The organism is Burkholderia sp. KL41 (genome assembly GCF_057005415.2).
In genome coordinates this window covers 26,974-42,587 of sequence record NZ_CM174446.1, presented here as the reverse complement: position 1 = coordinate 42,587, position 15,614 = coordinate 26,974, and the positions used below count along the sequence as shown (strand labels likewise).

The following is a 15,614-nucleotide window of genomic DNA, read 5'->3' as shown; positions in this document are numbered from 1 at the left end:
GACAAGTTGGATTCTCGTGTGTGATACACACAACCTAATTACTGCTTCTTCCAAGATTGGTTGTGCTGCGAAGCCAGCACAACAACCCTCTTTGCCTGATGACCATAGCGAGTCGGTCCCACCCCTTCCCATCCCGAACAGGACCGTGAAACGACTCTACGCCGATGATAGTGCGGATTCCCGTGTGAAAGTAGGTAATCGTCAGGCTCCCTAAGCCAAGAACCCCCGCCCGAAAGGCGGGGGTTTTTGCATTTCGGCGGCGGAAATGCGTGAGGAGTACTCGGCATGGATGCTTGTCGTGCTGCATGCACTGATGTTTGCGATGCCGTCGAATGCGAGAGAGCGGAGCGCAACTTTTCGTCTGTTGTGACGGTTGTTGAAGTTACTTGCAGCGCCGCCGCGGACCATTTGCATCAAGGCGCGCGCCGAAGTGCTTCACGCCGAGACATCACCAGACAACAGAGCGGCGCAAAGGGGCCAGCGCTGCGTGTTCCAGCTCCTCTTCCTCTTCTTGGGCAGCTGCCCCATAGGGCTGCTCTCGCCAGTTCAGCGCGTTGTAGTCGGGTGTGATGATGACCCTTCGGGAATCGTAGGGCGACTTAGTTGATGAGACGCCGCACACTAAAAATCAAAGACTTACGAAGACGCCCGCCACAAGCACTTTGTGGCGACGACGGAGTTGTTGCGACTGGTCTACTTCCGCGCCGAAGCAGTAGCGTTTGGTTGCGACCCCAATAACCAGTGAGCTCTCTGAGCGGCTCGTGCGATCCTCGGAAGGTCCAGGCCTAGAAAAAGCTCAAGAGCGGCTCCAAGAGCGGGAAAATCTGCGAGGGTGGGACGCCGCGTCCCGTGAGCTGGCTTCAAATGACCCTGGCCCCGAACACGGCCGGCCCCACTGCAATTCTTCCGTGGAGCACGGCCATGAAATCGGATCGGATCTGTGCCGCCTGCGGCACACCCTTCACTCCGCTCTTACACATCCCGCATCAACGCTTCTGCTCGGCCAAGGCGTGCCAGCGTGCTCGCCGGCGTGCATGGCAGCACCAGCGCATGCGAGTCGATCCCGACTATCGCGAGAATCAGATCCGCGCCCAGGCCAGCTGGCGGGCCCGACATCCTGACTACTGGCGGCACTACCGCGAGACGCACCCGGCCTATCGCGATCGCAATTGCGCGATGCAGCGACGACGAAATGCGCGGCGCACTGCTAGTGCTGTTGCAAACATGGACGTATGGCCGGCCCATCGCCCGCTGGCATCTGGGTTTTATATCCTGCGCAACGCGGTTGAAGCCGGCGTTGCAAAGATGAACGCGTGGACGGTGCACATCGCCGTGCTATCTGAGCCGAGGCCTGTTCCGGCGTGATTGCAAAGAGATGACGTGTACGACAAGGGTCTATGGCCTGCTACCTTGGCTGTGTACTCGCTCGCATTCGACGTCATTGCAAGGCGCGACGCGTTCGCCGATACAAATCCCCTAGTTGATGTCGGGGATGGCGCAGCGAGGGGCGGTTGCCAGTGGGAGCTGGATCGTGGACCTCGATTGCACATGCGAATCCGTTGACGAGCAGGCCTGCCGGATGCGGGCTGCTGAATACGTTCGGATGTCGACGGAGCACCAGCAATACTCGACGGAGAATCAGCGTGATCGCATTCGCGACTACGCTGCTCGTCGCGATCTCGAGATCGTGCGGACCTACGCCGACGAGGGTAAGAGTGGTTTGCGAATCGATGGGCGCCAAGCGCTGCAGCAGCTGATCCGAGACGTGGAAACCGGCATGGCCGATTTCCAGGTGATCCTCGTCTACGACGTAAGCCGCTGGGGACGATTCCAGGATGCAGACGAAAGTGCCTATTACGAGTACATCTGCCGGCGCGCAGGCATCCAGGTCGCCTATTGTGCCGAACAGTTCGAGAACGACGGCTCGCCAGTTTCGACGATCGTCAAAGGTGTGAAGCGTGCGATGGCCGGTGAGTACAGCCGCGAGTTGTCAGCGAAGGTCTTCGCTGGCCAGTGCCGGTTGATCGAGCTGGGTTTCCGGCAAGGCGGGCCGGCAGGCTATGCGTTGCGCCGGATCCTGGTGGACGAGCATGGCCTCATGAAGGGCGAATTGCAACGCGGTCAACACAAGTGCCTGCAGACGGACCGCGTCATTCTGATGCCAGGCCCGGACAGCGAGGTGCGTATCGTCAACCTCATCTACAGCTGGTTCATCAATGAGTCACTCAATGAGCACGAGATCGCCGCACGCCTGAACGGCATGAACGTTCAGACGGACCTTGGGCGACCCTGGACTCGGGCAACCATTCGGGAGGTGCTGACCAACGAAAAGTACATTGGCAACAACGTCTACAACCGTGTGTCGTTCAAGCTGAAGAAATCGCGAGTCACGAATCCGTCCGAGATGTGGATCCGCAAGGAGGGCGCGTTCGAATCCATCGTGCCGAGCGAAACGTTCTATACCGCGCAGGGCATCATGCGGGCGCGCGCCCGGCGCTACTCGAGTGAGGAGCTTATCGAGCGTCTGCGAAACCTGTATCGAAGCCGAGGCTTTCTATCGGGCGTCGTGATCGACGAAACGGAGGGCATGCCGTCCACCTCGGTATATGTGTATCGCTTCGGTAGCTTGATTCGCGCGTATCAGACGGTTGGCTTCACGCCCGGCCGTGACTATCGTTATATCGAAACGAATCGCTTCATTCGGCAACTGCACCCAGAGATCGTTGCCGAGACGGAAAAGAAGATCGCGGATCTCGGCGGATCCGTGTCGCGTGATCCGGCGACGGACCTGCTGACCGTGAATCGGGAGTTCACTGCCTGCATCGTACTGTCACGGTGCCAAGTGCGCGGCAGCGGCCGCAACCACTGGAAGGTGCGATTCGACACGAGCCTGCTGCCGGATATCACCGTCGCGGTCAGATTGGACGAGAGCAACTCGACGGCGCTCGACTATTACCTGCTGCCTCACATCGATTTTTGGCAACCTCGCATCAGTCTCGCGGACTGGAATCCGATCGAGTTCGAGAGCTATCGCTTCGACACGCTGGACTACTTATACGGCATGGCACAGCGTGCTCGGCTGAGGAGAAGAGCATGACTCAGCGTGAGCAGCCCGGTGAGGTTCGGATGATTCCCATCAGCCAGATCGAGGTGATCAATCCTCGCGAGCGTAATGGTCGAGTTTTCGACGAAATCGTCACCAACATCAAGACGATTGGCCTGAAGAAACCGATTCTGGTCACGCCACGGGCAACGGCAAGTGGCGTGGAGAAGTATCTCCTCGTGTGTGGTGAGGGGCGACTGAAGGCGTTCCGATCGCTCGGCGAAACGACGATACCAGCGCTGGTGGTGAGCGTGAGCGACGAAGACGCGTTCATCATGAGCCTGACTGAGAACATCGCGAGACGACAGTGCCGACCGCTCGAGTTGCTCGCCGGAATTCGCGAACTGCAGGAACGCGGATACGCCCCGAAGGCGATTGCCGAGAAGACGGGCCTCACGCAGCACTACGTGCAGGGGATCTTGACGCTGTTGCATCAGGGTGAAGAACGCCTTGTGATCGCTGTCGAGAAAGGTCGGATTCCGCTGAACGCGGCGCTTTCGATTGTCGGTGCTGGCGACGACGATGAGGCGATCCAGGGCGCCCTGCAGGAAGCATATGAATCGGGGAGATTGCGCGGGCGCCAGTTGATGGACGCTCGGCGCGTCATCGAGCGGAGGAAAGCGCTCGGCCGCACGGCGAATCGAAACATGACGCGCAAGGTGATGGACGTGACCACATCGAGCCTCGTCCGAACGTATCAGCATGAAGTTGAGCGGCAGAAAACGATGGTGCGCAAGGCAGAGTTTACGCAGCAGCGGCTGCTGTTCATTGTCGGTGCCCTCAGGCAGCTATTTGCCGATGAGAACTTCGTCAATCTGCTGCGCGCTGAGGAACTGGCGACTTTGCCGAAGTATCTGGCGGAACGTGTATGGCCGAGCGGGAGTCCAGCATGACCGGCGTAGCACTTGGGTTCATTCCGGAACCACTGTCCGTTCCGATCACGAGCATCCTGCCATCACGGCGCACGCCTGCCGGCATGATGAACTCGCGAAAATTCAAGCAGATCAGAAGCTCCATCGAGGAGGTGGGCTTGATCGAGCCGCTTTCGGTGACGCCGGTCGATCAGGCATCGGGCAACCACGTCCTGCTCGATGGGCATCTGCGACTGATCGCGTTGCAGGAGCTCCAGTTCAACACCGTGTCGTGCCTCGTTGCCACGGACGATGAGAGCTACACGTACAACAACCGCGTCAATCGACTATCGACTATCCAGGAGCATTTCATGATTCGCCGGGCAGTTGAACGAGGGGTGTCCCCGGAGCGACTCGCGAAGGCACTGTCCGTAGATGTGTGTCAGCGTCGGATAGATACTCCCCACTTTCGTCGAAGTAAATTTCCCCAGTTTTCATGAGTGCGGTGCGCGGCAGGGATGCCGCGCACCGCACTGACTGATCACCGACCATATCGCCCTTGAGATCCGTCCTGGGAGGTGTCGGTGGTCGAGCTGGGAGAAGTGATGACGATTCTGGAACTGCACCGGCAGGGGCTGAGTATCTCTGCCATCGCCGCTCGACTGAACATGGATCGCAAGACGATTCGCAAATACATCAAGGATGGCGTTCAGGCGCCGCGCTACGGCCCGCGTGCACCGCGACCGTGTGTAGTCGACCCCTTCGTCAGCTATGTGACCGAACGCGTACGCACGTTCCCGGAACTCAGTGTTGAGCGGCTGCTGCGCGAAGTCCGGGCGATGGGTTACAAGGGTGGTCGCACTGCGCTGGGCGACCTGGTACGGGAGGTTCGGCCGCCACGCCAGCGCGGCTTCGAAGTGCGCTTCGAGACCGCCGCCGGCCATCAGGCGCAGGTTGACTTCGCACACTTCAACGTTGAATTCGACGACGCACCGGGCCAGCGACGCTCGATCTGGCTGTTCTCGATCGTCCTCGGACATAGCCGGTACCTGTGGGGCCGATTCGTTGAGCATCAGGACCTGCAGACGGTGCTGCGCTGTCACATGGAAGCGTTCGAACATCTGGGCGGAGTGCCGCGCGAGATTCTCTACGACCGGATGAAGACCGCTGTGCTGGGCGAGGTCGAGAAGCACATCGTCTACAACGCGAAGCTGGTCGCGTTCGCGCAGCACTACAGCTTTACTCCACGGGCTTGCAAGGCTTATCGCGCCAAGACCAAAGGCAAGGTCGAGCGCCCCTACCGGTACATCCGGCAGGACTTCTTCCTGGCTCGCCGCTTCCAGAACCTCGGCGACATGAACCGTCAGTTGCGCGAATGGCTCGACACGGTTGCCAATGTCCGCCTGCATGGCACCACGCATCGTGTCGTCACCCAGCACTTCAGCGAGGAGCGGCCCGCATTGCAGGCCTTACCCGCTGGAACGTTTAACGGTGTGATCCGGCTTGAGCGGCGCGTCAGTCACGAAGGGCTCGTATCCGTCGGCGGCAACTACTACAGCGTGCCGGACCGTACCCGCAGGCGCACGCTCGACATTCACAGCCTGGCTCACGAGATCCGCATTTACGAGGACGGGGAGCTGCTGGCCGTTCATCCAGTGCTCGAAGGCCGTCGACGAACATCGCTGCTGCCGGGGCACCGACGTTCACACGACCGTCAGAAGCAGGCTACACAGCATGCCGCTCCACTGCCAGCGACGCCGGTTGTGCGTCGCCCGCTGGCGTTTTATGACCAGGTGGCCAAACGCCTGGCCGGTGCCGGGAGGCCTGCATGAACAGCATGCCATCATCGACACTCGAACGGATTCGCCGATACCTGGTTGGCCTGCGCATGCCGCGAGCGCTCGAAGCGCTGGACGCCACCATGAAGCGTTTCGAGCAGGGCGACAGCTCCATGATGGAGGTGCTCGAAACCTTGTTGGGCGAGGAGTTCACGACACGTGAAACCCGGCGCATCAAGATGGCACTGCAAACTGCGCGGCTCGGTACGATCAAGACGTTGGCTGGCTACGACTTCAGTTTCCAGCCCAGCCTGGACCGTGATCGCATCATGGCGCTCGCGCAGCTCGAGTTCATTGAGCGGCGGCAAACAGTTCACTTCCTCGGCCCGCCTGGAACCGGGAAGTCCCATCTATGCGTCGCGCTCGGCGTCGAAGCCGTGCGAGCTGGCAAGAGCGTCTACTTCGGCACGCTTGCCGAAATTGTTGCCTCGATGGCCAAGGCCGAGCGCGAGGGCAATCTCACGCAACGTGTGCGATTCCTTGCACGCAACAGCCTGTTGATCGTTGACGAAATCGGGTACCTCCCGATCGGCTCGAACGGCGGCAACCTGTTCTTCCAGCTCGTCAATGCCTGCTATGAGCGATGCGCCATCATCCTGACTTCGAACCGCAGCTTCGGCGAATGGGGCGAAGTGTTCGGCGATAGCGTGGTCGCAGCGGCGCTGCTTGACCGTCTGCTACATCACGCCATTGTGGTGCAAATCGAGGGGTCGTCGTATCGCCTGCGTGAGCACGCCGATCTGCTGCCTGACCATCTGCGCAACCGCACATCCTCGCTGACCCCCGTGCCCGTTGAACCCGCTCGCCGGCGACCGGGCCGCCCCCGTAGGAGTTCACCTGATCACGATGGCGGCTGATCACCGTTCGCACAGGGTGGGGATTTTTACTTCGACACTTCTGGGGAAATTACGCCCGACGTTGACAGATGTGTCGCAGATCATCAAGAGGATGGCATTGCTGGACGGGATTTGCGCTGAAGCGACCGAACTCCTGAAGGACCGGCAGTTTTCGCCGGAGCTCGCGCGAGCTCTACGCAAGATGAAACCGACGCGGCAGGTTGAGTGCGTCGAACTGATGGTGGCAGCGAACAACCTGTCCGTGTCTTATGCGGAAGCGTTACTTGTTGCGACACCGGCTTCTCGGCTGGTCGAAGGGAAGAAACCGAGGAAGCTTGCCGGCGTGAGCCCAGAGCAAATGGCGAAGATGGAACGGGAGATGAGCAATCTGCAGGGACAGTACAAGGTGGTCGAGCAGACTTATGGACAGGACGTGCTCAACCTCGTGCTCGCAAAGGGCTATCTTGGGAGGCTGCTTGAGAACGAGTCGGTGCGCCAGTACTTGCAAGCGCAACAGGCGGATTTGCTTTGCGAACTGCAGGCCGTCGTCGATACGATTGCCTTAGAGCAGCCGACCCTCGAAACGACTGCCTGAGCTCATGCAGCTTGACGACGCATTGTTTCGAAAATCGGCCTGCTGATCGGAAAAATTGCGCGATCCAAAATTCGTATGTTGAGACGTTGCGAATTCGTCTAAAGAATTTTACCTTTATGTCGTTATGCGCTTAAAGGGGCTCACTGCGTTTTGCAGTCGAGTGGTTTTATAGCCTAGATCGTGAAAATAATGAGCAATATGACTTGTACTCACTGCCGCACTGGGGTTCCGCGCGGCGCGACGGTTTGCACGGGGTGTCAGGCTGAAGTTGAGTATGGACCGGCAAGAGGGCTTTTCGGCGCGGCACTACTTGCCGCCGCGTTCGCGGGCTATCAAGCGCATCGGCACCTGCCCGAGTCCATGTCAGTAGGCGGCTGGGTTACAGGTGCAGTGGTGTTTGTTGGGCTTAGCCTGCTCATACAGAAGATGTTCGGTGATCGCGTCGTGTTTAAGCGCGTGTACAAGACCCGTCGATAGCTGCAGCGCTTCACCATCTCTCAGGCGGCCGCGCATCGGCGTGGCTGGTCAAATGTGCCCGTGCTGGCTTGGAATGAACGCCGTCTTCTAACTACTGCCGGCAAGTAGACCGAGTGCCTCACGAAGTAGCGCTATCGACATTTCAATCTGCGAGGCGGATGCCTCGCTTCGTCCTGCTAGCGATAAATACGCTTCGTGAACTGCATTTGAATGTTTGGCCAGGGCTACCAGATGTGGGCCGCTTGGTCCCCGAACCGCAGAGAGCCAGTTCTGTACGGTGCGCTCGCTAGCGCCCGTCCACCGCGTCAGTGTTTTTATCGCGCGCCGTGAACCTCCCACTTCTCCTTTGAGCGCAAGGGCGATGACGAGTGGGTATTCGCTTCCCACCTTTGATGTCTCGTTGTCGCGCAACTTCTTGCTTGTTTTCGGCAACATTTTTCGCGTCTCCAAAACTATAGTCGTTTGACGGAGTGTCTTGACGCAGGCGGGCGTGGGATAGCTTGCCGGAGGGAGGCAGCGTGGTCCGCTCGACGCGACAGGCAGCGCATGAGGGCTCGGATACCGAACGCCGGGCGGTCGCGTACGTCCGCATGTCCACGGAGCATCAACAGTATTCGACCGAAAATCAGCTGGACGTCATTCGCGTATTCGCGGAGACACGAGACCTCGAGGTCGTTCGCGTATATGCCGATGAAGGGAAAAGCGGTCTACGTCTCGACGGCCGGGATTCGCTTAAGGCATTACTGCGCGATGCAGAGTCAGGCAACGCGGACTTCTCCGTCGTATTGGTCTACGACGTTAGCCGATGGGGGCGATTTCAGGACCCGGACGAAAGTGCCAGCTACGAGATTCGATGCAAGCATGCTGGAGTGAAAGTTCTCTATTGCGCCGAGCAGTTCGAAAACGACGGGAGCCCCGTCTCCAGCATCATCAAGAGCGTGAAGCGGACTATGGCGGGCGAGTACAGCCGTGAGCTCAGCGTGAAGGTTCATGCTGGGCAAAGTCGGCTGATCCGTTGCGGAAATCGACAAGGCGGTCCTGCCGGCTACGGTTTGCGCCGCGTGCTGGTCGACCACGCGAGAGAAATCAAAGGCACGCTCGAGCGCGGCCAGCAGAAATCTATCCAGACTGATCGAGTTATCTTGTCACCCGGACCGGCAGAAGAAGTGGACACCGTTCGCGGTATCTACAGCGCCTTTGTCGAGGATGGACGAACCGAGACCGAGATAGCAGCGTCGCTGAATGCCGAAGGCCTTCGGACTGATAGAGGGACGTTGTGGACGCGTGGCACGGTGCATCAGATTCTCATCAATGAAAAATATGTCGGGCACAACGTTTGGAACCGCACCTCGTTCAAGTTGAAACAACAACGGGTTAAGAACCCGCCCGAGCAATGGGTGCGAGCGGACAACGCGTTCAAGCCAATTGTCAGTCCCTTGTTGTTCGAAGCTGCACGGCAGATCATCATGGCGCGCTCATATCGTATGAGCGATGCCGAGATGCTCGAGCGCTTGCGTCAGCTTCTTCTGAAGAATGGTTATCTGTCAGGCATCATCATTGACGAAGCTGTCGGCTGCCCGTCCAGCAGCGCATACATGCACCGCTTCGGGAGCTTGCTGCGAACCTATGATCTGATCGGCTACTTGCCGAGTAGAGACTATCGCTACGTGGAGATCAATCGGCAACTGCGCCGACTTCATCCTCAGATCGTCGCTCAGGCGATACAAGCTATGACGGAAGCCGGAGCAAATGTCGTGAAGGATGAGCGATCCGATCTGCTATGGGTCAACGACGAGTTTCGCGTCTCTCTCGTTCTTTCGCGTTGCCGGCCGACCGCCGTCGGAAACAATCGGTGGGTGATCCGCTTCGACAATGCGCTATTGCCCGACATCACTGTCGCGGCGCGTATGGAGTTTGATGCCAAGTCGATCCGCGACTACTTCCTATTGCCCGCGGTCGAACTGCGGGTCGATATGGTGCGCCTTCAAGACTACAACGACTTTGGGTTCGAGGCATATCGCTTTGACGATCTTGATGTGCTCTGCCAACTCGGGCGTCGTGCGCCACTCAAAGGAGTTGAGTATGAATGATCGGCTGGACAGACTTGGGTCCACACTCGCACGTAGCGACGCGATTGTGCAAATTCCGGCGAATCAACTTCGAGTACTGAACCCGCGTACGCGAAACCCCTACTTCTTCTCCCAGCTAGTGGAGAACATCGCCACGGTTGGGCTGAAGCGACCGATTACAGTGGCCTACGGAGGTAAGAACGACGAAGGAGATTGGTACGAGGTGCTATGCGGGCAAGGGCGACTCGAGGCGCTCAAGGCCTTAGGCGAGATGATGATTCCGTGTTGCATCGTCGAGGCCAGTCAGATCGATCGCTTTTTGATCACACTGACCGAGAACATTGCTCGGCGTCGGCACTCCGCAGTGGAACTCATGAACGGCTTGCAAGTGCTTAGAGCCAAAGGCTACACCAATGACCAAATCGCAAGGAAGACGAACTTGGATCCCGCGTACATCAGCGGAATTCTCGTGTTGCTCGAGAGAGGCGAGCAGCGACTGCTACAAGCCGTCGAGAAGCGCGACATGCCACTGTGGCTTGCCGTTCAAATTGCGCGCTCATCTAGCGAAGATGTGCAAGCAGCTATGCTTTCCGCCTATGAGTCGAAGACGCTGAAAGGCGAGCAATTAATTCGAGTGCGGCGAATCATAAGTAAGCGGGAAGCCACCGGAAAGAAGATGAGCGGTCGACTACATTCCCGGGACAATACGACGCCGCAGAAATTACTCAGAACATATCAGACAGAAGTACGAAGGAAAAAGATCGTCCTTCAGAACGCGAGAATTCAAGATCAGCGTCTTCTACTCATCATCTCTGCAATCAAGCGCTTCTTGTCCGACGAGCATTTCCGAACATTGCTGCGCGCAGAGGGAATAAAGGACATCCCAGAAGCGGTTGCGATGCGAATACCTCAGGAACTGCTGCCATGACGACCGTTAAGCGAGGCTTCGAGGAACGAATCATTGAGGTGCCGATTGAACTGATCCACCCGGGCTCACCCCTGTCCAAGGGTATGGTACTGACGCGCAAGTTTGCGTCGATCATGACCTCGATTGAGAAGTTGGGCATCATCGAACCGTTGGCCGTTTTTCCGTCAACTGAGCGCCTGGGACACTATGAATTGCTGGATGGGCGTTTGCGGCTTGAAGCGTTGAAGCAACTTGGTGGTGCTGTAGCGCCTTGCATGGTGTCGACAGACGATGAGGGATTCACGTTCAATCGGCATATCAACCGCCTGTCCGCAGTGCAGGAACACAAAATGATTCGGGCCGCCCTCGCGAAAGGCGCGTCCGAAGAGCGCATTGCAGAAGTCTTACGGACCGACGTTCGTAGTATTCGTGAGCGAGCGACGATGCTCGACGGCGTCGCGCCTGAAGCTGTTTCTATCCTAAAGAACCGGCAGGTGCTGCCCAAGATATTCATTCTGCTCAAGAAAATGAAGCCGTATCGGCAGATCGAAGCGGCCGAAATGATGGTGGCGGCGAACAAGTTCACAGTCCCATACTTGGAGATGATCCTCGCGACAACCAGGCCTGAAGGATTGAATGACTTCGCGAAACCGAAGAAAAAGAACGAGATATCGCCGGAGGATCTAGCTCGCATGGAAGCGGAGATGGAGCGCCTGCGTGAAGACTGCCAAGCTGTTGAGACGGAAGTGGGCGATACCATGCTCGCGCTGGTCGTCGCCAAAGGGTTCATGAGCCGCTTGCTCCGTAACAACAATATCCACGGGCATCTGAAACGGTATCACGGCGACTTGCTGGACAGCCTCGTCTCGACGATGGACGCTATCGCAGCCGACAATCGGGCATCAGAACAGGAGTAGGTCCACCTTCCTTTGAGGCTTGGCATTTGGTTACGTCAATCCGAGTTTTGACGGCGCGCACTGCATGGGGAAGTGGCGGTGCATTGCTTTGCCCGAAGCGTCAGAACTTTCCGTGCTCAAAAGTCGTCGGTGCGGCGACGAAACGTCGCGTTCCGTAGAATTGAGGGTGCCATGAAGAGTATCGCTCCCTGCGCATACTCCAACCTATCAGCGAGAACAATCGCCGGGCATAGAATAGTGCTGAACGAAGCATGCGTCCCCGGCGCTGGCACAGTCCGGCCTGCTCTCCTGGTTCACTATGGGCGATCTCGGCAATGAGCAAGAGGGTAACGATATTCCTCGACATCGATGGAGTCCTACATCCAAATTCAGTGGGCGAACTCGAATACGGGCCCAACGGACCGGCGGTGGTCGGACAGGGGGTTTGTTCACTGCAGACCAAACTGGCCGAACGTGTCAGCGGGAAAGCGGTCGACATCGCAATCCATAGCACCTGGATCTATATGTTCGACCTCAAACGCTTGCAACATGAGTATCTGCGCGAGCTGAGCGCGGCTACCAAAGTTTATCTTACGAATCGACGCATCGAGAGCCGCTCGCTACGGATTGCGGACTATATGCGGAGGCGCCGACTGACGTTGGCCGATATCTTGATTCTGGACGACGCCCCCAAAGAATTCGCGTCCGCCCCAGAACTGCAATCCCGACTCGTCGTGTGCGATCCAGCCCGCGGGATAGACGATCCTGCCGTACTGCAACGGATTGATGAGTTCGTCTCCTAGGCGATCACAATCGATGTCAGTCGGAGCTCGATTGCGCAGCATCCGTAGACGACGTTCCATCTTGCATCGCGTAACGCAGAGCGCGGGCATCGTGTAGCGCATGATGTCGACCGCCGAACTGCTTGTAGTAGGACTCCAGCCGGCCCTGGTCGGCCTGATCACGCACAAGCAGCCCCTGCCAGCCATTCGGTACCCCATCGAGGATGTCTACTAGAAGGTCCCAGTCCCCAGGGAAGTCCATGCAGAAGATGCCGCCCTCGAACGGTTGGAGCCATGCGAGGAGTGCCAACTGGAGGCTCGCCCGAGAGAACACTCGATCGGGGTATTGACCTAACTGCGGCAATACCGCTTCATGGACGAACGCGCTGCATGTGTTTCGATCGAAGTCGTCGCACTCGGCATAGAACTCTCGGCCATCGTCGGCGACCAGCGCAATGCTGATCAGATCGCAGTCGACGAAATCGGTAAATTCGGTATCGACAAAAACTCGCATCGTTTGTCTCGTTCCTCTTGAGCGTCTGATTGATACATGGACCGATCGGCGGCGCCCTGCGCAAGCTCGCGGAGCTTTGTCCAGCGTGTGGTCGAAGTTCCCTTGGTAGAACTCGTGATTCCCCACTACCAAGATGACGGGCTTGGCCGGATCGTCAACGAATGCGCGAGCCCATTCAACGCTGCGGTCCTTCGTATGGATGTCGCCAACTAGGACGATGACATCGACGCGGGCGACGGCCTCCGCATCGGCTACGGCTAGTGCGAATTCGTTGTGCAAGTCGGACAGGACGAGCAGTTTCACGGCTTTGCGATCTATGGTTGGATTGTTGCCTAGATTGACTGGTGTCAGATCAAGATGTTCAACATCGGCAGGTCGTCAGTGTCGTCAGGCCATCACGACGGTTCTGCGGTTGGCGGTCCATCAGTGTCACGCGGCAAGCCCCGCTCCATTTGATTGAGCCGGCGCTCTACCGCGCGCACAAGATCAACGAATTCAGTCCGATTTTCGACCATGTCGAAATCCGGGACGCGAAGGTAACCCTGTCTCACGCCTATTGCAAACAACAGCTCCGCCAGGTCGTCCGGATTCCGTGGCTCGAAAAATTGACGGGTGGCCAGGACATTGGCGCTCAGGCATCTTAGCCTGACGTCGTAGAACAGATTGGCAATGAAAGGCGCGACAGGTTGCAGGGAGGCGATACCCGTTTGATCGTACTCAGATGAGACGTCTGTGGAAGTGGCGCCGGTTTGAGCGCATGTAATGTCCCATAGAAGGTTGGCGTTGCTGTCGACGCCGCTTGCCGCGATCAGTTCGTAGATCCTCCCGGATTGGGTGACCCCGCGGCGCGTCTCCGGATCAAATTTCACGATAGGGGTGCTTGCCCGCCCGCTCATAGTTTCCATGTTGTGCCCAATGAAATGGCGGAAGCCCTTGTCCGTCTCCATAACTTGCCAACGATACAGAAATACAAGGGGTTCCAGCACAACCGGGCTAGATTTCCGGATTCCCATATAAACTCCTGTAGCAAGATAGGCTCACACGGTCCAGGAAAGCCGAGTTCTCATGCTTCGCCGCTTACACTGCGGGAATTTCCCGCGTCGGTCTCCTGCGGACCCAGTACTGTCGTCCACCATCGACAGATGGTCCGGTGACGATCTCGATACCATGTTGCCTGGCCCAGCTAGGCGCTTCGCGAGCGGAGATTCCAATCGCACTTACCACCGTGGACAGCGGCTGAAATTGTTCGGCAAATTTCTTCAGTTCATCAACATCGACGACTCGTGCTGCCCGGCGGCGCAGTTTGCCCGTTCGAGTCCTGACTAGCCCTACGTTGATCAGGTGGTACATCACTTCCTGTTTGACGCCGAGTCGACGAGCTGCTTCAACAATGGATATCGGGGAATCCGATTCGACCGGTATCTGCGCGGTGGAGATTACGTCGCCGCGGTCGGCAAAAATATTCCGCAACGCCGGTTGTTTGCCTCGCTCGACGGCAAGGCGCACAGCACCGTTCGTGAGGTCGTTGAAGAATGCTCCTGACGCGTCAACAGGAACGTACAGACGCAAGGCCTCGGCTATGCTGACCGGATCCTCAAACACCGATCCATCCCGATCACAGGCTGCCGCGATGTTGCCGAGCAAACGATCGACTGATCTCGTGTCTATCCGTGCCTCGTGTGAAGCAAGTAGGCCTGCCTTCGCCAGTGCTTGGATACGTCTGGTGGACATCCCGGCGTATCGGGCCGCTGTCTTCAGCGGGACCAGCGAACGTTGGGTGTTTCGGAGACGTTTCAGGTTATCGTCACTGATTGCAAACTTCTGCCGTCCAGCCCGGGTTCGCCTGACTGGTACGGTTTCACCGGTCTGCGCAAGCATGTTGGCAATGGCTGAATTTCGTGTCTTCGGCCGATTGCGCAACTCCTTGTTCGTCCGCCCGGCAGCGCCTTTTCGTTCCCAGAGCACTGCCGACCCATGGCGCGATGAACTCGTAACGTACGCATATAGGAGGTTCAGCATCCAGCGACGTTCTGCCTCACTCAACTGCTTGCGCAGCATAGTGAGCAGATGCGGAAAGACATCCGAGAGCAGGGGAACGTTATTCACGCCTGCCTGAGGAGCACGAAGGCGGTCAAGCAATTCGAAACAAGCCGCCTGATCGGCGATTAGTGATGCGCCGGCAGTCACCAGGAGTTGTTCGACGTTCTCTGTTCGACGCGAGGCCCTCTTCAATGGTTTGCCCTGAAGTCCGAACTGTGAGAGTGCTCCTAGGAAACGAGCGAGGTTCCATCGTTCCCCAACAGACAGAAGGGCAGTACTCGAAGCGATTTGACCGCCGATCAGCTTCAGGACTTCGTCTGAAAGTTGGTCGATGGTCGCTTCTTGCAATGGTGCGCCGCAAGCGCAATTGGCGAAGCGAACCTGTTTCCAGCGCAACGTCCGTCGGCACGCGGCGCACACTGAAGTGAGCCAGCAGCGATGCGCCAAGCATGCTGCCGGCCCGGAGTACCAGTCCTCCCGCCAATTGCATCCGGAGTCGGACAAGCAACGCGGGCACCAGCGGGCGATGCCATGAGCTTTCGGGAGCCTGAAATCTAAGCAGTCCAACCAACCAGGGTTGGACAGCCCGTTGGCGAATGCGACCCGCAAGCGGTAGCCAAGGAAACTTTCATCCGCGCCTGCCATTGGTCGCACCAGGAACCGCCCCGAAAACAGGGCGATTCCTCGAGAGCGCCAACCCACGTGA

Annotated in this window: 12 protein-coding genes, 1 rRNA gene and 2 pseudogenes; 12 read left to right on the top strand and 3 right to left on the bottom strand. The window is 58.0% G+C overall.

All coding sequences use genetic code 11. The features are described from left to right. Positions 1–94: 94 nt before the first annotated feature. The 12 genes and pseudogenes from rrf (at position 95) to PQB87_RS00100 (ending at position 12,375) form a co-directional block, all read left to right on the top strand. Positions 95–207: ribosomal RNA gene (rrf, locus tag PQB87_RS00155) — 5S ribosomal RNA — on the top strand. A 714-nt stretch (positions 208–921) separates the two neighbouring features. Beyond that, positions 922–1,365 (top strand): hypothetical protein, encoded by a 444-nt coding sequence (locus PQB87_RS00150; RefSeq protein WP_081056987.1) that lies wholly within the window; start codon positions 922–924, stop codon positions 1,363–1,365. A 118-nt stretch (positions 1,366–1,483) separates the two neighbouring features. Next, positions 1,484–3,097: a recombinase family protein gene (locus PQB87_RS00145; RefSeq protein ID WP_489242850.1), complete on the top strand. Its 1,614-nt coding sequence runs from the start codon at positions 1,484–1,486 to the stop codon at positions 3,095–3,097. After that, positions 3,094–3,996, top strand: a complete 903-nt coding sequence (locus PQB87_RS00140; RefSeq protein WP_489242434.1) for a ParB/RepB/Spo0J family partition protein — start codon at positions 3,094–3,096, stop codon at positions 3,994–3,996. Before PQB87_RS00145 ends, PQB87_RS00140 begins: the two co-directional genes overlap by 4 nt. Then, positions 3,993–4,400, top strand: a pseudogene (locus PQB87_RS00135) (ParB/RepB/Spo0J family partition protein); the annotation flags it as partial. The gene PQB87_RS00140 and the pseudogene PQB87_RS00135, both read left to right, overlap by 4 nt. A 159-nt stretch (positions 4,401–4,559) precedes the next feature. Then, on the top strand, positions 4,560–5,786 hold the full coding sequence (gene istA / locus PQB87_RS00130) for an IS21 family transposase (protein WP_248557994.1): 1,227 nt from the start codon (positions 4,560–4,562) through the stop codon (positions 5,784–5,786). Continuing rightward, on the top strand, positions 5,783–6,649 hold the full coding sequence (istB, locus tag PQB87_RS00125) for an IS21-like element helper ATPase IstB (protein ID WP_489241748.1): 867 nt from the start codon (positions 5,783–5,785) through the stop codon (positions 6,647–6,649). Before istA ends, istB begins: the two co-directional genes overlap by 4 nt. A 67-nt stretch (positions 6,650–6,716) precedes the next feature. Next, positions 6,717–7,223 (top strand): annotated as a pseudogene (locus PQB87_RS00120) (plasmid partitioning protein RepB C-terminal domain-containing protein); the annotation flags it as partial. Positions 7,224–8,290: 1,067 nt separating this feature from the next. Continuing rightward, positions 8,291–9,790, top strand: a complete 1,500-nt coding sequence (locus PQB87_RS00115) for a recombinase family protein (RefSeq protein ID WP_489242849.1) — start codon at positions 8,291–8,293, stop codon at positions 9,788–9,790. Further along, the gene (locus PQB87_RS00110; protein ID WP_124486759.1) at positions 9,783–10,697 is read left to right on the top strand and encodes a ParB/RepB/Spo0J family partition protein; all 915 of its coding nucleotides are present in this window, start codon (positions 9,783–9,785) and stop codon (positions 10,695–10,697) included. The genes PQB87_RS00115 and PQB87_RS00110 overlap by 8 nt, the downstream gene beginning before the upstream one ends. After that, complete coding sequence (locus tag PQB87_RS00105; RefSeq protein WP_060343754.1) at positions 10,694–11,593, top strand: ParB/RepB/Spo0J family partition protein; 900 nt, start codon at positions 10,694–10,696, stop codon at positions 11,591–11,593. The genes PQB87_RS00110 and PQB87_RS00105 overlap by 4 nt, the downstream gene beginning before the upstream one ends. A gap of 314 nt (positions 11,594–11,907) precedes the next feature. Beyond that, on the top strand, positions 11,908–12,375 hold the full coding sequence (locus tag PQB87_RS00100) for an HAD domain-containing protein (RefSeq protein ID WP_124486758.1): 468 nt from the start codon (positions 11,908–11,910) through the stop codon (positions 12,373–12,375). 16 nt (positions 12,376–12,391) lie between these two features. Here PQB87_RS00100 and PQB87_RS00095 read toward each other — a convergent pair whose 3' ends face one another. The 3 genes from PQB87_RS00095 to PQB87_RS00085 all read right to left on the bottom strand — a co-directional run bounded on the left by PQB87_RS00095 (position 12,392) and on the right by PQB87_RS00085 (position 15,304). Beyond that, complete coding sequence (locus tag PQB87_RS00095; protein ID WP_124486757.1) at positions 12,392–13,171, bottom strand: metallophosphoesterase; 780 nt, start codon at positions 13,169–13,171, stop codon at positions 12,392–12,394. A gap of 92 nt (positions 13,172–13,263) precedes the next feature. Further along, a complete protein-coding gene (locus tag PQB87_RS00090; protein WP_124486756.1) occupies positions 13,264–13,881 on the bottom strand; it encodes a hypothetical protein in 618 nt (205 codons plus the stop codon). A gap of 64 nt (positions 13,882–13,945) precedes the next feature. After that, positions 13,946–15,304 carry a hypothetical protein gene (locus tag PQB87_RS00085; RefSeq protein WP_124486755.1) on the bottom strand — a complete coding sequence of 453 codons (1,359 nt, stop codon included), beginning with the start codon at positions 15,302–15,304 and terminating at the stop codon, positions 13,946–13,948. Between the last annotated feature and the right edge of the window lie 310 nt (positions 15,305–15,614).

Excerpts from the sequence above, each read along its gene's own strand:
- PQB87_RS00150 (WP_081056987.1), top strand. The coding sequence starts at position 922 with ATGAAATCGGATCGGATCTGTGCCGCCTGCGGCACACCCTTCACTCCG.
- PQB87_RS00145 (WP_489242850.1), top strand. The coding sequence starts at position 1,484 with ATGTCGGGGATGGCGCAGCGAGGGGCGGTTGCCAGTGGGAGCTGGATC.
- PQB87_RS00140 (WP_489242434.1), top strand. The coding sequence starts at position 3,094 with ATGACTCAGCGTGAGCAGCCCGGTGAGGTTCGGATGATTCCCATCAGC.
- istA (WP_248557994.1), top strand. The coding sequence starts at position 4,560 with ATGACGATTCTGGAACTGCACCGGCAGGGGCTGAGTATCTCTGCCATC.
- istB (WP_489241748.1), top strand. The coding sequence starts at position 5,783 with ATGAACAGCATGCCATCATCGACACTCGAACGGATTCGCCGATACCTG.
- PQB87_RS00115 (WP_489242849.1), top strand. The coding sequence starts at position 8,291 with ATGTCCACGGAGCATCAACAGTATTCGACCGAAAATCAGCTGGACGTC.
- PQB87_RS00110 (WP_124486759.1), top strand. The coding sequence starts at position 9,783 with ATGAATGATCGGCTGGACAGACTTGGGTCCACACTCGCACGTAGCGAC.
- PQB87_RS00105 (WP_060343754.1), top strand. The coding sequence starts at position 10,694 with ATGACGACCGTTAAGCGAGGCTTCGAGGAACGAATCATTGAGGTGCCG.
- PQB87_RS00100 (WP_124486758.1), top strand. The coding sequence starts at position 11,908 with ATGAGCAAGAGGGTAACGATATTCCTCGACATCGATGGAGTCCTACAT.
- PQB87_RS00090 (WP_124486756.1), bottom strand. The coding sequence starts at position 13,881 with ATGGGAATCCGGAAATCTAGCCCGGTTGTGCTGGAACCCCTTGTATTT.